The sequence below is a fragment of the Terriglobia bacterium genome, assembly GCA_020072645.1.
GTDB lineage: Bacteria > Acidobacteriota > Terriglobia > Terriglobales > Acidobacteriaceae > Angelobacter.
The window spans coordinates 1-17,111 of record JAIQGK010000037.1; the positions used below are offsets into that span (position 1 = coordinate 1).

At 55.5% G+C, this 17,111-nt stretch carries 14 protein-coding genes; 9 read left to right on the top strand and 5 right to left on the bottom strand.

The window, feature by feature from the left end:
* Window positions 1–287: 287 nt before the first annotated feature.
* The 4 genes from LAO76_27625 to alr all read right to left on the bottom strand — a co-directional run bounded on the left by LAO76_27625 (window position 288) and on the right by alr (window position 9,357).
* Window positions 288–3,014, bottom strand: coding sequence for a patatin-like phospholipase family protein (locus LAO76_27625; GenBank protein ID MBZ5494709.1), 2,727 nt, complete (start codon window positions 3,012–3,014; stop codon window positions 288–290).
* A 481-nt stretch (window positions 3,015–3,495) separates the two neighbouring features.
* On the bottom strand, window positions 3,496–4,761 hold the full coding sequence (locus LAO76_27630) for a DUF2130 domain-containing protein (GenBank protein ID MBZ5494710.1): 1,266 nt from the start codon (window positions 4,759–4,761) through the stop codon (window positions 3,496–3,498).
* 25 nt (window positions 4,762–4,786) lie between these two features.
* Window positions 4,787–6,166: a replicative DNA helicase gene (gene dnaB / locus LAO76_27635; protein MBZ5494711.1), complete on the bottom strand. Its 1,380-nt coding sequence runs from the start codon at window positions 6,164–6,166 to the stop codon at window positions 4,787–4,789.
* A 674-nt stretch (window positions 6,167–6,840) separates the two neighbouring features.
* Window positions 6,841–9,357, bottom strand: a complete 2,517-nt coding sequence (alr, locus tag LAO76_27640) for an alanine racemase (protein MBZ5494712.1) — start codon at window positions 9,355–9,357, stop codon at window positions 6,841–6,843.
* Window positions 9,358–9,575: 218 nt separating this feature from the next.
* On the opposite strand from alr, the gene LAO76_27645 reads away from it, so the two are divergent.
* Together LAO76_27645 and LAO76_27650 are read left to right on the top strand one after the other, a co-directional pair.
* Window positions 9,576–10,679 (top strand): abhydrolase domain-containing 18, encoded by a 1,104-nt coding sequence (locus LAO76_27645; GenBank protein ID MBZ5494713.1) that lies wholly within the window; start codon window positions 9,576–9,578, stop codon window positions 10,677–10,679.
* Window positions 10,680–10,805: 126 nt separating this feature from the next.
* A complete protein-coding gene (locus LAO76_27650) occupies window positions 10,806–11,102 on the top strand; it encodes a helix-hairpin-helix domain-containing protein (GenBank protein ID MBZ5494714.1) in 297 nt (98 codons plus the stop codon).
* A gap of 8 nt (window positions 11,103–11,110) precedes the next feature.
* On the opposite strand, the gene LAO76_27655 is transcribed toward LAO76_27650, so the two are convergent.
* Complete coding sequence (locus tag LAO76_27655; protein MBZ5494715.1) at window positions 11,111–11,938, bottom strand: enoyl-CoA hydratase/isomerase family protein; 828 nt, start codon at window positions 11,936–11,938, stop codon at window positions 11,111–11,113.
* Between the two features lie 243 nt (window positions 11,939–12,181).
* Between LAO76_27655 and LAO76_27660 the strand changes: the two genes are divergently transcribed.
* The 7 genes from LAO76_27660 (at window position 12,182) to LAO76_27690 (ending at window position 17,108) form a co-directional block, all read left to right on the top strand.
* Window positions 12,182–12,448, top strand: a complete 267-nt coding sequence (locus LAO76_27660; GenBank protein ID MBZ5494716.1) for a hypothetical protein — start codon at window positions 12,182–12,184, stop codon at window positions 12,446–12,448.
* Window positions 12,449–12,526: 78 nt separating this feature from the next.
* Window positions 12,527–12,997, top strand: a complete 471-nt coding sequence (gene rpiB, locus LAO76_27665; GenBank protein ID MBZ5494717.1) for a ribose 5-phosphate isomerase B — start codon at window positions 12,527–12,529, stop codon at window positions 12,995–12,997.
* Between the two features lie 112 nt (window positions 12,998–13,109).
* Window positions 13,110–13,577 carry a GNAT family N-acetyltransferase gene (locus tag LAO76_27670; GenBank protein ID MBZ5494718.1) on the top strand — a complete coding sequence of 156 codons (468 nt, stop codon included), beginning with the start codon at window positions 13,110–13,112 and terminating at the stop codon, window positions 13,575–13,577.
* 10 nt (window positions 13,578–13,587) lie between these two features.
* On the top strand, window positions 13,588–14,004 hold the full coding sequence (locus tag LAO76_27675) for a hypothetical protein (GenBank protein ID MBZ5494719.1): 417 nt from the start codon (window positions 13,588–13,590) through the stop codon (window positions 14,002–14,004).
* A gap of 158 nt (window positions 14,005–14,162) precedes the next feature.
* Window positions 14,163–15,428 (top strand): serine hydroxymethyltransferase, encoded by a 1,266-nt coding sequence (locus tag LAO76_27680; GenBank protein MBZ5494720.1) that lies wholly within the window; start codon window positions 14,163–14,165, stop codon window positions 15,426–15,428.
* 159 nt (window positions 15,429–15,587) lie between these two features.
* Window positions 15,588–16,325, top strand: coding sequence for an outer membrane lipoprotein-sorting protein (locus LAO76_27685; protein ID MBZ5494721.1), 738 nt, complete (start codon window positions 15,588–15,590; stop codon window positions 16,323–16,325).
* 345 nt (window positions 16,326–16,670) lie between these two features.
* Window positions 16,671–17,108: a hypothetical protein gene (locus LAO76_27690; protein ID MBZ5494722.1), complete on the top strand. Its 438-nt coding sequence runs from the start codon at window positions 16,671–16,673 to the stop codon at window positions 17,106–17,108.
* Window positions 17,109–17,111: the final 3 nt, after the last annotated feature.

The following is a 17,111-nucleotide window of genomic DNA, read 5'->3' on the forward strand; positions in this document are numbered from 1 at the left end:
GCAGGGGTTGACTACAAAGACTAATGCAGGGAAAGGGGAAGCGTCCCCTTCCCCTGCACCCCATCCCCTCAACCTAGTGGAAGAGAAAGTGTCAGGTATGTGCCCGGTCTAAAGTGTCAGGGATCTGCCCGGCTGTTCACTGAGGGACGTAGGCAGAGGGCTGCAAAGATCGGGTGATCCGGTGATCGGGAAATCGGGTGATCGGAAACAAAACCTCTCAAACCTACGCCAAGCTGGGATGACCCGGGGAGGGGAGGGGCGCCGGGATATCACGCCCCGAAGCAAGCCTAGGAGGATTGACCCCCGGTCGCGCTCATGGCCTCGGTCCTCTGATGACCTGCTGCTCTAATGACGCCTTCAAACTTCTGCTGCGCGTCCCAGGGCTTCTTAAAAGCCTCAAGCACACTGCGCACGCCAAGCATTCTGTAGCTTTCAGTCTGTGATTCATTGAACCACTGGTTGCCGGTGCTCTCATGGGGAAAGGCCGGGTGGGCAGCCTGGTAGGCCGTAACGTCGGCATCATCGCTGGCCAGGACCACCGGCTTGATGTAGACCAAGTAGCCGTTTTCCAGGGCGGGGTCAATCTCTTGATAGCGGATTTCCGCCACGGCGCAGCGGCCCTTTGGCATTTCTCCGGGTGAGGAATGCGGCGGCAGGAAGTCGATCGGGATTTTCATGTCGATGCGGATCTTGCGCAGCGCATTGCCCAGTGCTTCATACTGGTATTCAGGATCGCCGCCGCCATCCAGCGCCACGATATAGCGGCAGCGGCGCCGGACCATTTCATAAAGACCCAGATTTTCAAAATGGCCGCCATCAGAAAGATAGATATAAGGACTGCTCGCATTGGTACGGCCCAGGGCTTCACGAATAATGGAGTCAAAGGCGGAATGCGGGCCGGAATCGCGCCAGCTTTTGCGCCTGGGGTTGCCGAACCAGGAGCCCAGCCGGGCATTGAAGAGCGTCATGATGAAAGTAATCGCCGGTGAGGAGTAATAGCCCATGTTGGGGCTGGCGGCCGCTCCGGAGATGGCAAGCGCGGTTCCCAAAGAAATCCCATTTTGGCCTCCATACTCACTGCTTGGGCGATAGCCGAGGACGTCGCTGCCGCAATGCAGGGGTGAGGCCGTAAACGGGGCGGCCCGGCGCTGCTGCCAGGCCAAACGCTCGCCGGAAAGCAGATTCAACGTCATGTTGATCACGTGAAACGGCTTCAGGGATGGCGTCAGATTTTTCAGGTAATAGTCGTCCGTCTGGTCAAAGCCGGTGAATTGGTTAATCTCCGGTTCGGGATTGGAAGCGCCAAGGTAGGCGCGGATGAGCCGGTTGCGATACATGGCCTGAAGGGAAAATTTGTTGATGTCAATAAATTTGGCCATCACCCAGCTAAACAAAAAACAGACAAGCGCCAGCAACACCGCGTGTTCTGGATGAGTGTTTTCCAGGAATTCCTTATGCGACGTCAGGTTTGACTTCACAAGGTGGGCTTTCGACAAAAGCCAGTTGTCAAGAACTGCCAGCGAAGCCAGAAATATGACGATAAATACCGGAGCGGCCAGTTTGCCGGCAAGGTCCAGTGCGCTGCCTTGTTTGCCGCCGGATGTTCCATTTTTGGCCTTGGTCTTATTGCTGAAACCGGCCAGTGCTGCGAGCACGCCGCTGATGCCTCCGGCGGTGGCAAACGTGGTGTCAGCCCAAAGCTTGAGTTTGGCATGCAGCCAGAAAACCAAAAGAGGCGCGAACAAGGTCATCGCGGAAAACCCGATCCAGGCGACCATGCTAAGCATGCCCCAGGCCCCGGCCCGCGCCAGCCACTCGCGGTCCTCATCTTCCAGCACCCGGCTGGTAAAGCCCACAAAGATGGTCACCGCCAGCCCAAACGATGTAAACAGCAACGGCATGGCAAAGGTGGTGTACTGTTCCCAGCTCATATGGCCAAAAACATCGCCACTGAGCAGCCGTGCGCCGCCGGCAACGCAAAAGGCCGTGATAGCCGCGGCTGTCAGCAGCCCGAGAATCCATTTTCTCCTGGCCCCGCGGCGGACAGGTTCTTTGGCTTTGAGTTCCCGCAGTTTTTCTCCAACACGACGCCAATAAATCAAGGCGTAGGCTAGGTACCCTGCGGCTCCGGAGACTGCGATACCGCGAAAATAATCCCAGTACCTTAGCGTTGCCGCGGTATTCCTGCCATTTGTGTAGTCGGCGCCTGTGAACCAGGCTTCGCTGAGTAGAAGGAGCAATGCTGCAAGAAAAGTGGGGCCGAAACAATACTTCAGGAATTGGCCTTCCGTATGGTTCTTATGACCAACGCCGGGAAGATATCGCAGGAGATTAAAGATGGCGATGGCGAAGAACAATCCTGCCAGAGGAAGCGCAATCAATCGCCCTTGGTAAAACTGGTCCCAGGTTAGGCCCCACCACTCTGGATGGTCCCCCACCTTTCCCAGTGACAGCACAGTCCGTGGCGCCATGAGCGCGCACATCAGCAGGGGAACAAAGACCAGCCAGTTCAAGAGCATGTTCCGCGCTACGGTGGCGGCCAGGGTCCAGGTATCGGCGGAGAAAAGGCCCAGCTTGGGCGAAAGATAATTGTTGTAGTCGCGCAGGTGCTGCACGGGGTCCGGGTGCTCTTCAGGCGGGGGCAGCGCAAAGGGCTTCAATTGCGAGACAAGAGTGGTGGTCTTATCACCCAGCTTTTTAGGTGTAGTAAGACCCTTCCATCGCTCTTTCCAGGCCGTGAGCCAGCTCCCGATGAATCCACCGCCGGAAACGGTTGAAAGATAGTCAAAATTTTCCAGGATGCCGAGTTCGGCCAGCCCCTGCAGGGCGCCCAGCGCGAATGTAGCGCTGCGGATGCCGCCTCCGGAGATGCACAGCGCACTGCGCTGCTTTCCTCCCAGCACGGCGTCTTCCTGGGCCAGCACTTGTTCAAAAGTAAGCGGGGCTTCCAGGCCGTCCGGTCCGGGCATTGCTTGCGTAAGAGATTGTGGCGCGAGGGATTTCTGGTCTGGCATGCGGAGAATATCTATTCATCCGCCCCACAAAGTCAAAGGATTAATGCAGATGAAAAGCCCTTCTAGGGCTTTTGGCGGTGCAGTTTGATGATTAACACTGCTTTGTTGGTCTTGTGTGGCACCGGCACTCTTGCCGGTGTCTTCTTCTCGCTTTGACTGACTGCTGATTACTGATCGTTGACTGCTTCTCTTGTGCCCTGTCCTCCTGCCACTGCCGACTCAGCTTTCACCACACCATTTACGATCTGTCTTGCTGAGCGAAGCGCCGCCAGTCCGTTTTAATCACCCGCGCACAATGGCGCGAAGCCGAAGCATCCCGAGAATGTTAGCGGCATAGGTGCAGCGTCAAGGCGTTCGCACGAAACAGCGTGAAAGAGAACTCCCTGGATCGTGAACTGCTCCGCTGCCGACTCAGTTTCCGCCACGCCTCTTATGACGTGCCCTGCTGAGCGAAGCGCCTCGGACTATCGGCAAATAGTCATCACACGTCGCCGGACGGAAGCCTAGGAATTTCTAAACCTTCAATCTCACGGAAAGCCTTCCCGCCAATCCCTTGGAGGTCCCCGTACATCCCAGCTGTCGAGTCAATAACTCCACGGATTTGTTCTTCTCTCTTTGCCCAAAGGCGCATTATGGCTCTTCGCTCCTTGTCGAGATCTTCATGCATCTCTGAGAACCTCTCAACGATTGCTTCGACGCGCTGCCGGAAACTCGGCCCAGTCAGATACTCGTATACCATTCCCATCTTCGTTTGCAGTCCTTCTCTAGTTTGTCGAACACTGGCAAGTTCGACCATCGATTGGCGGAGTGCGATTGCAACGGGGATCGCACATCGTGGCTCGACTACCCAGATTCCTTCGATGAAATCGAAGCCCTCGCACCCGTTCGGGAGCACTCTCGACACGATCACAGCGACATCCGCTTTCGCCGTTCGTTGATCGTCTCTAAGCTTGCCAAGCCAACCATCACTCCAATTCTTCGTGCGCTTGGACTCCCACAGGAGAGTTCCGCAGAGGTTCCCAAGCTGGTTGAAAACCAGTTGCTTGATATCTCCCCCAGATCGCCCTTTTGGAACGGGTTCTATGGTGTCACGAGGAAACTTGGCTTTCAACAGTGACTCCAACTCAAGCTCCTGAACCTCGCCTTGCAGCTGTTGGGATCCCTGCTCGGCCTTGCGCTTCAACTCTTCTATCTGGCGCTGCATGCCAGCGATTGTCTGTTCTTTCTCAGCGACTTTGAGCTTGAGTTCGTCTTCTGCTTCACCACGCGCTTTGTCGCGAACCGCGGAAAGCGACTCCTGAACCCGCTTCTCGACGGTCAGATTCATTTCGCGTTTCGCATCATCCAGTTCACGCTGTTTGCGGATAAGTTCTGCTTGGGCCTTTTGAGCATCAGCAAGCTTGCCATCCTTCTCTTTCAATGCTTGTTGGAGCTCAAGCACTTCTTCATTCTTCCGTTCCATATCTCCTGCAAACAGCAGACGAGCTTTCTTCGCTTCTTGGGCAGCAATCTTTTCCCGTTCCTGCGCTAGTTGTAATGCTACTTGCTCGTCCACCTTTTCTTGGGCCGCAGCCACTGCGAGTTCCTTCTCTCGTATTGCGGCTTCACGATTTTTGATGTCAGATTCCTTGTTCGCTAGTTTCACCTCGTATTGTTGACGCGTGGCTTCCACGAGAGGAGCGGCTAAGGACTCGGTGAGCTTAATCTCTCCATTACAATTCGGACATACGATCATTGGTTCATTCATACTTTCACGTCCTCTTGCTAGTTTCTCAATACTCCCCGCCTCCGCTTTCATTCGCCAGATTCTCAAACCGGGTTGACCGCTTGATGAATGCCAGCTTCACCACTCCGGTCGGGCCGTTGCGCTGTTTGGCGATGATCAATTCCGCTTTGCCCTCGAGGTCGGGATCGTCTGGCTTGTAAACTTCTTCGCGGAAGATGAAGGCCACCACGTCCGCATCCTGCTCAATGGCGCCGGATTCGCGCAGGTCAGCCAGTTGCGGACGGTTGTTGCCGGTGCGGCTTTCCGGTGCGCGGCTGAGCTGTGAGAGCGCGATCACCGGGCAGCGCATCTCCTTGGCCAGACCTTTCAGGCCGCGCGAGATGGCGGAAACTTCCTGCGTGCGGTTTTCATAGCGCTTGCCTCCGCCGGTGGGTGTGCCCGCCACGAGTTGGAGATAGTCAACAATAATCAGGTCCAGCCGGCCCTGCGCCTGTTGCAGGCGGCGGCACTTGGCGCGCATTTCAGAAATTGAGATGCCCGGCGTGTCGTCGATATAGATAGGCGCTTCCACCAGCGCGGCCAGCCCGGTTACCAGCTTGTTGTAATCTTCGCGGCTCAGGAATCCGGTGCGCAGCTTGTGGGAATCCACCATCGCCTGGGAACATAGCAGGCGCAGTAGCAGCGATTCGCGCGACATTTCCAGCGAAAAGACGCCAACAACTTTGTTGTCCCGCACGGCGGCGTTCTCGGCAATGTTGATGGCGAAAGCGGTCTTGCCCATCGACGGACGCGCGGCGATGATCACCAGATCAGACTTTTGCAGGCCGCTGGTCATGCCGTCCAGGTCTTCAAAGTGGGTTTCCAGTCCGGTAATGCGCTGGCCCTGTTCGTACAGTTTGTCGATGGACCCGAACGACAGCTTTACGATCTCCGGGATTCCCATGAATCCCTGGCCGATGCGCTGCTCGGCGACTTTGAAGATGGCCGACTCGGCCGAGTCAATAATTTCTTCCGCCGGCGCTTCCTGCTCATACGCCTGCTGGATTGCGCTGGTGGCGGCGTGAATCAGCCCGCGCAGCAGCGCTTTGTCTTTTACGATCTTTACGTACTGCTCAATGTTTTTGACGCGCGGCAGTCCGTCCGTGAGCGACGTAACATACGCCACGCCGCCCACGGCCTCAATCTCTTTATGCTGTCCGAGTTGTTCGGTGAGCGTGACAAAATCGACGGGCTTGCCGGTTTCAGCCAGCTCCATCATGCGGAGGTAAATGCGGCGGTGCGAGTCGAGCGAGAAATCTTCCGCGCGAAGATGCTCAGCGGCCTGCGGGTATGCGGAGTTGTCCAGCAGGATTGCGCCCAGGATCGCGCGCTCTGCATCCATGCTGGCGGGCATTCCGCGATCAAGAATACGGTCAGTCGTTGCCATTCAAAGTCCAAAAATCTGGTTTGTCTCTCCCCATAATAACCCGATAATAGCTAGCGAAAACAGAGAGAAGCGCTTGCACAGCAGAAAGTCTGCTGTTGCACCCTATTTTGGATCGCTCTGCCATTACCCTCGACCGGATCAGGGCATGAATTTCGTGAATTTAAAGATTGCCAAAAAGTTTCCCTTGCTTATGACAAGTGTCAGGGCACGACCGTAGTCGTGCCGCACGTGCTTCAAATTGATTCGGACTTAGCCCTGAAAAATAAAACCCGGTCTGTACCAGCCATACAGACCGGGCTAGCGGGGTGGATGTTCTTCCGTCGCTCTGTTGCCGGAGCGGCGTCTGGCAGTTCAGCAAGTTTCTCTCACGCTCATCCTTTTGAAATGAGATACGGCTTTGGCCGCAGCCGGCGGCCAGAACCAACGCAGATTAAACTCCGGCCCATCCCTTGAGTGTGCCGTCAGTTCATTCGAACTGAACCTCAACTGTCGCCAGAACATTCACACTTGAGTATGGAAAATATCTACCAAGGCCGGAGTGACTTCAAGGAGTGATCTGGAAATTCAAAACGATTGCAGTGACTTTCCTGTGCATAACAAATCTTGCCTGTGGATGAAGGTGGAAAACTTGGGACTAAATTTTCCAATGGCTTTGGAACTGGACACTGCTCCGCTTACGGTTCGATGTAAATTCTGTGCACTCTTTCGCCCAGGCGCGTGAGCAGTTCGTAGGGAATCGTTCCCGCCATTTGCGAAACCTGTTCAGGACGCAGCGTGTGTCCACTGTGTGTGCCATAGAGCAGGACTTCAGCGCCAATGCTTGCGCCGGGAATGTCCGTCAAATCAATTTGCATCTGGTCCATGCTGATGCGCCCAACGATTGGCGCCGTGCGGCCTTCCACCAGTACTTGTCCTGCGCCGGAAAGCTGCCAGGGAAGACCATCGTCATAGCCAAAGGGCACAATCCCCACTTTGGTGCGGCGCTTCGCCGTGAAAGTCCGGTTGTAGCCCAGCGTATCGCCCGGCGCAAATTCCTGAATGCTGGTAATGCGGCTGGTCAAACCCACGGCAAGTTCCAGATCGATCATTTTGCGGGCCGCTTCAGAAGGATAAATTCCGTACAGTCCCAGGCCGATGCGCACCATGTTGTAGTGCGCTTCAGGAAAGCGGATCGCCCCGGCGGTATTGGCCGCATGAATCTGAAGATCGTTGAAGCCGTTTGCTTCAAGTCCGGCGATAACCTGATTGAACGCCGCGATCTGCTGGCGCGTGAAATCGTCCGAGGCAGGATCTTCCGCCGAAGCAAAGTGTGTGCAGATTCCGGTAAGCCGCATCACACCGCTGGAGCGAATGCGCTGCGCCAGTTCCACGGCGGTGGCAGGCGGCACGCCCAGGCGATGCATGCCGGTATCAACTTTCAGGTGAACATCAAGCGTGCGGCCACTGCCGGCCAGCGCCGCGGCGAAAGAATCCACCAGCTCCGCAGAGTAGATCACCGGCGTGAGTCGATAGCTCAAGAGATTATCAACGTCTTCTCTCTCAGAAAGAAAAACCAGAATGTCCTGGTCCGCGCCGGACTTGCGCACGGCCACCCCTTCATTAGCGGACGACACGCCCACGTGGTGAATCCCCAGTTGCGACATCCACGAGCCAAGCTGCGCCAGCTCTGTTCCGTAAGCCAGCGCCTTGAGCATGGCCACAATATGCACCGCGCCGCCGCAGTGCCGCCGGAAACGCGCGACATTGCCTTCAATAGCCGCAAGGTTCACCCACAAGCAGCGCTGCGCGATTGCTCCGGAAAGATCGCGCACCGCCTTCACCATGCCGGCATTGCGTGGACCTTTGAAGAGCACCGTGTCGCCCGGACGCAGCAGCGGAAGCAGCCGGTCTTTCAATTCGTCAGCAGACTTGACTTGCATTACGCTGCCTTCCGGTCGCACGCGCTTGTATCCCTCTGCTGTGGTAACAAGCTCGCCATTGCCCACGAGAAAAAGATGACTGAATCCGGCTTCGGCCGCCTGCGCGCCGACTTGTGCGTGCTCACGGGCAGAACTGGAACCCAACTCACGCATGCCGGCAAAAGCAAACATCTTTCTGCCGCTACGCGATGCACCAAGCGTGGCCGAGCGCAACGCCGCGTGCACAGAGATTGGGTCAGAGCTGTAACCATCATTGATGATGCGAATGCCCTGCGGCGACGACCACAGCTCCATGCGCGTCGATGTCGGAGCATAGTGATCGAGCGCTGTAGCAATTTCTTCCAGCGGCACGCCCAAAAGATGCGCAGCCATCGCGGCAAAGTGCAGATCAGCAATGATCTCCGGCGAACGCGTCTTCACCGTCACGCTGCGCGGGTCCTCCGATGAAATGCTCAACTCCAGCACCTGGCCATCCGCACTGAGCGAGAGCGGCTTGAGCGAGAGCAATTCGTCCTCGCCGCCGATCCAGTAAATCGGGCATTGGATCTTTTTTGTCGGCGTGTCGAGCGTCGCTTCGCCAGAAGGCAGCAGCAGCCAGCCATCGGGCGGAATGCGCTCGAAGAGCTTCATTTTCTCTTGCGCGATGGCGTTGCGGCTGCCGAACGCGGCAACGTGAGCCAGGCCGATATTAGTAAGGATGCCATAGTCGGGCCGCGCAATCTCTTCCAACGTCGCCATCTCGCCGGGAGCAGAGATGCCGACCTCAAGAATCGCCAGCGCCTCGGGCTTCTCCGCGGAAAGCACAGCGAGCGGCAGACCGAGCTGGCTGTTGTAACTTCCAGGCGAAGACAGCACCTGTCTGCCCGCAAGTAGAGATTTCAATGCATCTTTAACGATGGTTTTACCGTTGCTTCCGGTGATCGCCAGCACGCGCTGAAAATATTCACGGCGATGGCAGTGCGCCAGAGCTTGCAGTCCGCGCAGCGGATCGGCCACCACGATCAGGGGCCATGCGGGATCAAGAGCCGCGCCGGCAACCGGGTATTGCGCCAGCTTTTCTTTTTCAACCAAGGCAGCGCTTGCGCCGTTGCGGAAGGCATCGGCAAGAAACCGATGGCCGTCGGTCTGCTGACCTTGCAAGGCAACAAAAAGCGCGCCGGGAGCAGCGCCGCGCGAGTCGGTGCAGATGCGGTCGATTACCAGCGAGGGAGAAGCGCCACGCAGTTCACCACCGATTTCATGGGCAATACGCTCCAGTGTCGTTGGGATCAAGTGATAGCTGCTCCGGTAAGAGTGTAGCAGGACATCTCAGCACCTTTTGCTGCACAACCAGCCGTACTTGCTCGGCCCAGGGTAGCGTTCTGGTCGGAAGATAAAGGATTGTTTCCTCAAAATGCCGGAAACTGCGTTTAAACATCCAATCCACCCACTCCAATGTTCGCCTCTCCCTGCGGAGATACCACGCATTTACAATCAAATCAGCTCACAAATTGATGGCTGGCATTTATCAAAAATGGATGTATGCGTGGGAGACCCGTCTGACCACGCGCGATACGAACCGGGTGGTGCGTCCGCTAGAATGGGGCATGGAATGGGCGCGCCGCTGGCCCCTGGTCAACGGCAACTTTCCCAGCTCAGAAGAGCATTTTGAGAGCTACCTGCACGAGCTGAACGATCATATTGTCGCCAACAGCGACGAGTTTTTTGCCTACAAAACGCCGCAAGACTTCCGCCTGGAAACGCGCAAGATTGAGCTGTTTCCCACCGGCAGCAACGCCAATGACAAAGTTCCTAAGGGCGATGGCACGTTTCTGCGCTTTACTTCGCCTGCGCCGTCTCTGCACCCTGAGAATGACCTGGTGAATGCCCGCTGGTTCCCAGCAAAAGGGAATCGCGCGGTGATCGTGCTGCCGCACTGGAACGCCAACGGCATTGCCTATAACGCGCTCGGTCCCATCTTGAACCGCTTTGGCATCTCCATGTTGCGCCTGAGCAAGCCGTATCACGATATCCGCCGCCCGCAGGAGACAGCCCGCTCTGACTATGCTGTCTCGCCCAACATCTGCCGCACGCTGGACGCAGCCCGCCAGGCCGTGGTGGACGTTCGTGCTTGCATCGATTGGCTTTATTCTCAAGGCAAAGACCATGTGGGAGTCGTGGGAACCAGTCTGGGATCGTGCTACGGATTTCTTGCCGCTGCGCATGATCCGCGCCTGAAAGTGAATGTCTTCAATCACGCCTCCACTTACATGGCGGATGTGGTCTGGACCGGCCAATCCACGCGCCATGTGCGTGAAGGCCTGGAGCGCGATGGCATTACGCTGGAAAGCCTGCGCCAGTCATGGAAGTGCGTGAGCCCCATGGCGTATTTCGACAAGTTCGCGCGCTATCCCAAGAAAAACCTCCTAGTCTACGCCCGTTACGATCTCACGTTTTTGCCGGAACTCTCCCGTGAAGCTGAAGCAGGGTTCCGCAAATATGGCGCCGATCTTAAAACCGTGGTTCTGCCTTGCGGCCATTACACCACCGGTGAAACGCCATTCAAATATATGGATGGATACCACATGGTGAGGTTCCTGGTAAAAAATCTCTGAGCAGCAAAGCTGCTGAAGCCACGCCCGAGTTGCTGATCATCGATACTGCCGGCGATTTTGCTGCTCCATCAAACCTCCGCGCGAGAAATTCCTTCCAATAGGCAGAACATCAAAAGGAGCTGTCGAATGAAGGTGCTGTCGTTCCTGGGAGCAGTGGGTCTTGGAATCTTTTCCGGAGCATGGATTATTGCGGCGCGCCGCCGTCGCGCAGACGCTCGCAAGTCATTTATCGGTCCGACGATCAATATCAACGAAGCTAGTCAGCAGGAAATTATGCAGTCCCTGGGGCTGGACGCTGGAATGGCAGAGCGGATTGTGGAGCACCGGCCTTACCCCAGCAAGATTGATCTGCTTGGCCGCATGGTTGTCCCTGAAGAAATCTATAACTCCATCAAGCACCGCATCAGCTACAAAGCTTCTTGATCTCGGCGTTATTTGTTCTTCCAGACGGGCTTGCGTTTCTCAATTACGGCGCGCAAGCCTTCCTGGACGTCTTCCAGGTTCATCAGCTCGTTGAGATAGAGATCCTGAGAGGTCTTCATGGCTTCTCTGAGTGGACGTCCAATTGAGCTGCTGATTACGCGTTTGGTCACTTCCAGCACCGGTCCGCTGAATTCGCCAATGCGGGCGATTAAAGCGTCTACATGCTTTTGCAGGTCGGCTTCCGGCACAACCTTGTTTACAAATCCGAAGTTCAACGCCTCCTCGGCGGAAAGAGCTTCGCCGGTAAGAATGAGTTCATAAGTTTTCTTGGTGCCTATAAGCTGCGGCAACATCACGGCCGCAAACGGTGGAAACACGCCAAGCTTCACCTCGGGCTGCGCGAACTTGGCTTTCGGTGTGGCCAGCACCACGTCGGCAAAGCCCACCAGCTCTGATCCTGCTCCAATGGCCGGCCCATTTACCACAACCACCACGGGCTTTGAGATATCCACCATCGCCTGAAAGACGCGGGTAAAAGCGTCCAGCGTCTGGAACACGCGGTCAGGGCGCGAGTCTTCCAGTGAAATGCCGGCGGAAAATGCCTGCTGTGAAGATTGCAGAAGAATGGCTTTCACGTCGGCGCGGCCATTCAGGCTTTCAATCGCCTCGGCCATTTCTTTCATCATCGGCACAGTAAGCACATTGTGCGGAGCGTGATTCAGCGTGAGCCGCGCAATGGAATCCACCACATCGAATTGAATGTATTTATAAGTAGGCGCGGGGACGCGGGTGTCGCCGGTAAGATCGGGTTCTGTTTGCGCGGGCCGTGTGGCCATATTCACCTCAATTGCGAGTTGTGGGAAGGATGCGAGCGTGATTATCCGCTGAAAAGCCGCCTAAATACAAGCAGGCAATCGCCTTATGGAGTATCGCAAGTGCATGATGGTCCGGGTGGCGTCAGCTTCCGGAAGGCGTTGTCCTTCTGGTGCGTGTTTGCTTCTTTTATTGACAGCCCGGTTGTTGACGATTAATTTTTACTCCGAGCGAAAATCTCAAAACTATAAGGGAAGGTCGTTACCATGAGGAAATTCTCCAGGCTATTTGCGCTAACTCTTATTTTGGGCCTCCTGAGCGTTCCTATCACTGCTGTGGCAAGTTATGACGATGACGATCAACCACACATGCAGGCTGCGCTTGAAGCCTTGCAACAGGCCAAGCATCATCTGGAAGAAGCCAAGCATGACAAGGGTGGACATCGTGTAGCGGCCATCAAGGCCATTGATTCCGCTATCAACCATGTAAAAGCAGGCATGGAATCAGGCGAAAAACACGAACACAAGAAATAAGCGAGTTCCTACTGCCGGCCCTCATCTGGGCCGGTTTTTCTTTTTTGGCCCGGGCTGCGGCTTGAGTAAAATCGTTTCATGAAGATTGCACTCGGCGCGGACCACGCTGGCTACCAGCTCAAAGACCAGATCAAGCAGCATTTGGAACAGCAGGGTATCAGCGTGTGTGATGAGGGAACTTCTTCGGCGGAGTCAGTAGACTATCCGGACTATGCCCGCGCCGTGGCGCATGATGTGAGCCAGCAGCGCGCTGATCTGGGCATATTGGTGTGCGGCAGCGGCATTGGAATGGCGATCACCGCCAACAAAGTCGATGGCATCCGCGCCGCCAACGTCAGCACGGAATATGAAGCCCAGATGAGCCGCGAGCACAATAATGCCAACGTTCTCGCCCTGGGCGCACGCATCATCACCGCCGACGAAGCTTTTCGCATTGTTGATAAATGGCTGGCCACGCAGTTTGCCGGCGGACGCCATGAGCGCCGCGTGGAAAAGATCATGGCCATTGAAAAAGAAGAGGACACCGCCGGAACCACCAAGAGTCAATAATGAAGGCTCATTGATGAAGGACCTCTGATGAAGGACCTCTGATGAAGGACCTCTGATGAAGGACCTCTGATGAAGGACCTCTGATGAAGGACCTCTGATGAAGGACCTCTAAATGCACCACTTGTGGTCACAAGGTGATTATGAGATCAGCACCGATCCTGCGCGGATCGATGCCGTCATGGTGCATGAGTTCCTGACCAACTCTTACTGGGCAAAAGGTATTTCTATTGAATCAGTACGGCTGTCCATTGAGAACTCTATTCCTTTCGGCGTGTATCATGGCCAGCAGTTAGTCGGCTTCGCCCGCATTATCTCTGATCGCGCGACATTTGCTTATCTGGCCGACGTCTTCGTTCTGCTCTCTCACCGCGGGCGGGGACTTTCGCGGTGGCTGATGGAGTGCATTGTAAGCCACCCGGATCTGCAGGGCCTTCGGCGCTGGATGCTGGCCACCCAGGATGCGCATGGACTCTATGCTAAATTCGGGTTCACCCCGCTCAAAAGTCCAGCATCATGGATGGAAATTCATCGTCCGGATGTTTACGCAAGAACCGGCAGAGACGCCGTTCCTGAAAAATAGGAGATGGAACATGAGTGATTGCCGCTGGGGCAAGTTATTGTTTGCAGGAGCATGCCTGCTTTCTCTTGTTGCCATGGGATGTGGCGGGAAGAGCCCAATAACACTTGCCTGCAAGATCACCGCAATCAACGTTTTTCCTGCTACTGCAGCCATCAGCCATACCGCGCCGCCGCCGGGAAATGCACAGCATTTTGATGCTTTTGCCTCTGCCGTCACGCCGGGGTGTGTGGTGTCCCAAAGCAATCTTACGACGGGCACCTGGGCGGTCTCAGACAACACGAATGTCAGCATCAGCAATGTGCAAGGGGCCACTTTCGGCACCGCGACATGCAACGGGGCGACTTCCGGTCCTGTAACCGTTACAGCAACAGTGCCGGCTGGCGATGGATCAAGCGTGTCGAACACTGCGTCGCTAACCTGCAATTGAGCTTCCCCGTGCCAGATTTTTGATCGGTTCGGATCGGCTCAAATCCACAAGTGAAACGTTCATCTGTTTTTTTCGAGCTTAGCGATTTCGCAAAACGGTGATCTGCTCCTGCAACACGCCCAAAGTCCGGGTAAAATTAGTATATGAAGAGCACCTGGATGTCCCTTCCTCTCTCTGAATCCGATCCTCAAATCGCCCAGGCCATTGCCAATGAAGCCAACCGCCAGCATGAGGGGTTGGAACTGATCGCCTCAGAGAACTTTGTCAGCATGGCTGTCCTGGAAGCTGCCGGCTCGGTTTTTACCAACAAATACGCTGAGGGATACCCAGGGAAACGCTATTACGGCGGCTGCGAGTTTGCTGATGTCGTCGAGAATCTGGCGCGCGAGCGCGCCAAACAGATCTTTGGCGCCGATCATGCCAATGTCCAGCCCCACTCAGGTTCGCAGGCAAACATGGCGGCTTACATGGCCCTTTTACAGCCCGGTGACGCAGTCATGGGACTGAACCTTGCCCATGGTGGCCATCTCACTCACGGACACCCGCTGAACTTTTCCGGCAAGATGTACAAAATCATTCCTTATGGCGTCCGCAAAGACACTGAAACCATCGACTATGACGAGATGGAGCAGATCGCCGTTCGCGAACGCCCCAAAATGATTATCGGCGGCGGCAGCGCCTATGCTCGTGTGATCGACTTTGCCCGCATGCGCCAGATCGCCGACAAAGTCGGCGCGAAACTGATGGTTGATATGGCGCATATTGCAGGCTTAGTTGCCGGCGGCGCGCATCCTTCTCCCGTGCCGCATTCAGATATCGTCACCACCACAACACATAAGACGCTGCGTGGGCCGCGTGCCGGCATGGTACTTTGCCGTCAGGAACTGGCGGCAGCCGTGGACAAGATCGCCTTCCCCGGTATTCAGGGTGGACCGCTGATGCACATTATCGCGGCCAAAGCGGTTTGTTTCCGTGAGGCGTTGCAGCCGGCCTTCAAAGACTACGCTCATCAGGTGGTCGCGAATGCCAGGGCCTTGGCTCGCAAAATTATGGACGAGGGGTTCCGCGTAATTACGGGCGGGACGGATACGCACCTCATGCTCATCGACGTTTTTGCCCAGGGAATTCTGGGCAGTGAAGCTGAAAATGCTTTGGGACAGGCGGGCATTACCGTAAACAAAAATGCTATTCCCTTTGACAGCAATCCCCCTCTCAAGCCCAGCGGGATCCGCATTGGAACCCCCGCGCTCACCACACGTGGCATGAAAGAGAAGGAAATGGTCCAGACAGGAGCATGGATCGTTGAAGCCCTCAGAAACCATAAAGATGCGCAGGCACTCTCCCGCATTCGCAAGCAGGTGCTTGAACTGGCAGAGGCGTTTCCTCTCTATCCGGAGTTGCGGGCCACTGTGGAAGTTGCCTGAGTCATAGCAAGTTCCAGGGTTCCTGCTCAGAGGTACATGTGCGGACGCCAGGATTTCTGCGCCCGAAGTTTCGAATGTAAGCTCGATTCCTTGATTCGCAGCCCTCCTTTTAAGCCAAAATTGCTTCTAAATCCCACAGAGGGATTAGGCAGGGCTCACGTGGCATTCAGGGGCACATTACTGGGAAGTTTGATTTGTCTGCTGGCGACGGTCGCAGTCGCTCAGACAAATGCCATGCCACAGGCGCGCACTGTTGTCGATCGTATGCTGCAAACGCTGCAGGAAAATAAAGCTAAAGTCCGCCCCTTCACTGTAAAGCGCGGTTATCTCCTGCTGGACAAGCAGGACCAGGAGAAAGCCCAAGTCGTCGCCAACATTACCGTTCTGCCTCCTGACAGCAAGCAATACAACATTGAGAGCAGCAGCGGCGGCATGGGCGAGAAAGTATTGCGAGACGTTCTCAGCAAAGAGACTGAATCGCCCAAGGATGCACAACGTAAGGAACTCTCGCTGGAGAATTACGATTTCCAGCTGCTCGGAGAGGAAACTCTCGATGGTCAGCGCTGTTTCCTCTTGAGCATGAGTCCCCGGCGCGAGGAAAAAGACCTGCTCCGCGGCAAGCTCTGGGTGGACGCGGAAACGTACAACATTCGCCGGGTGGAAGGAACTCCGGCTAAAAACCCTTCCTGGTGGCTGCATGATCTTCACATCTTCATGAGCTTTGCAGAAGTCGATGGCATGTGGCTGCGTACGTTTACCCATGCCGTCGCCAATGTGCGGTTCAAAGGCAGGTATGTAATGGAGTCGCGCGACCTGGAATATCGCTTTACGCGGCAGACGGCTTCGCGTTCACGCCGCAATACTGCAATTTTCGCTGGCTCTGCCATCAATCCATAGGTATTGCTCCTCTCGTTTCGCAGGCTCGAGCAATCGGCGTCTCATTCACAGATCGCCCAAAATACTTTACGATTGAAATCCCAAAACAGGAATTCTGCCCTCGACGGTTGATTTCGTTGCGCACACGGCGCATAACCCCAGGTTTCTGCTCTCCTTCCAGTTACCTTCGTAAGATTGGCTGCGGGCTTTATTAAAAGTATCTTCGTCTTCGTTCGATCTCGCTTCTTCTTCCGGAGAACATCTGCAGCGAATCGTGCAGCGGATCGGGCTGCTAGTCTGCATCGGCAGCTTCGCACATCAACTAGAAAATAAGTTTGGGGGTTTGTTGTGATTAGAGCTTCGATCATGCTGCCATTTGTTGCAGCAATGTTATTAGTCGTGCCCGCACATGCGGGAAGCGTTTCTGGAAAAATCCGGCTTGCCAATGTCTCCACGCCTGCCGCCAACCAGGCAGCCGGAGAAAAAGAAAACGTGGTGATCTGGCTGGAAGGGGCGCATGATTCAAAACCCCCTGAAACCACAATCAAGATTTCTCAGAGAAGCCTTCAGTTTTCTCCCGACTTCGCCATTGCGGTGAAAGGCCAGAAAATAGAAATGCCAAACGATGATGACGTTGTTCACAACGTTTATTCGTTCACTGGGCTAAATGTGACATTTCAAGAGGTTGTCCATTCGAGCAAAACCAGAGAAGCTGATTGTGATGAGCAGTCAACTCAAATCTGGAGGCCCGAATGGACATTCATAAGAATGCACGACTTACCTTTATCCGTCGAGAGCAGTTAGCAC

Excerpts from the sequence above, each read along its gene's own strand:
- rpiB (MBZ5494717.1), top strand. The coding sequence starts at position 12,527 with ATGAAGATTGCACTCGGCGCGGACCACGCTGGCTACCAGCTCAAAGAC.
- dnaB (MBZ5494711.1), bottom strand. The coding sequence starts at position 6,166 with ATGGCAACGACTGACCGTATTCTTGATCGCGGAATGCCCGCCAGCATG.
- LAO76_27630 (MBZ5494710.1), bottom strand. The coding sequence starts at position 4,761 with ATGAATGAACCAATGATCGTATGTCCGAATTGTAATGGAGAGATTAAG.
- LAO76_27660 (MBZ5494716.1), top strand. The coding sequence starts at position 12,182 with ATGAGGAAATTCTCCAGGCTATTTGCGCTAACTCTTATTTTGGGCCTC.
- LAO76_27655 (MBZ5494715.1), bottom strand. The coding sequence starts at position 11,938 with ATGGCCACACGGCCCGCGCAAACAGAACCCGATCTTACCGGCGACACC.
- LAO76_27670 (MBZ5494718.1), top strand. The coding sequence starts at position 13,110 with ATGCACCACTTGTGGTCACAAGGTGATTATGAGATCAGCACCGATCCT.
- LAO76_27690 (MBZ5494722.1), top strand. The coding sequence starts at position 16,671 with ATGCTGCCATTTGTTGCAGCAATGTTATTAGTCGTGCCCGCACATGCG.
- LAO76_27625 (MBZ5494709.1), bottom strand. The coding sequence starts at position 3,014 with ATGCCAGACCAGAAATCCCTCGCGCCACAATCTCTTACGCAAGCAATG.
- LAO76_27680 (MBZ5494720.1), top strand. The coding sequence starts at position 14,163 with ATGTCCCTTCCTCTCTCTGAATCCGATCCTCAAATCGCCCAGGCCATT.
- LAO76_27675 (MBZ5494719.1), top strand. The coding sequence starts at position 13,588 with ATGAGTGATTGCCGCTGGGGCAAGTTATTGTTTGCAGGAGCATGCCTG.
- LAO76_27650 (MBZ5494714.1), top strand. The coding sequence starts at position 10,806 with ATGAAGGTGCTGTCGTTCCTGGGAGCAGTGGGTCTTGGAATCTTTTCC.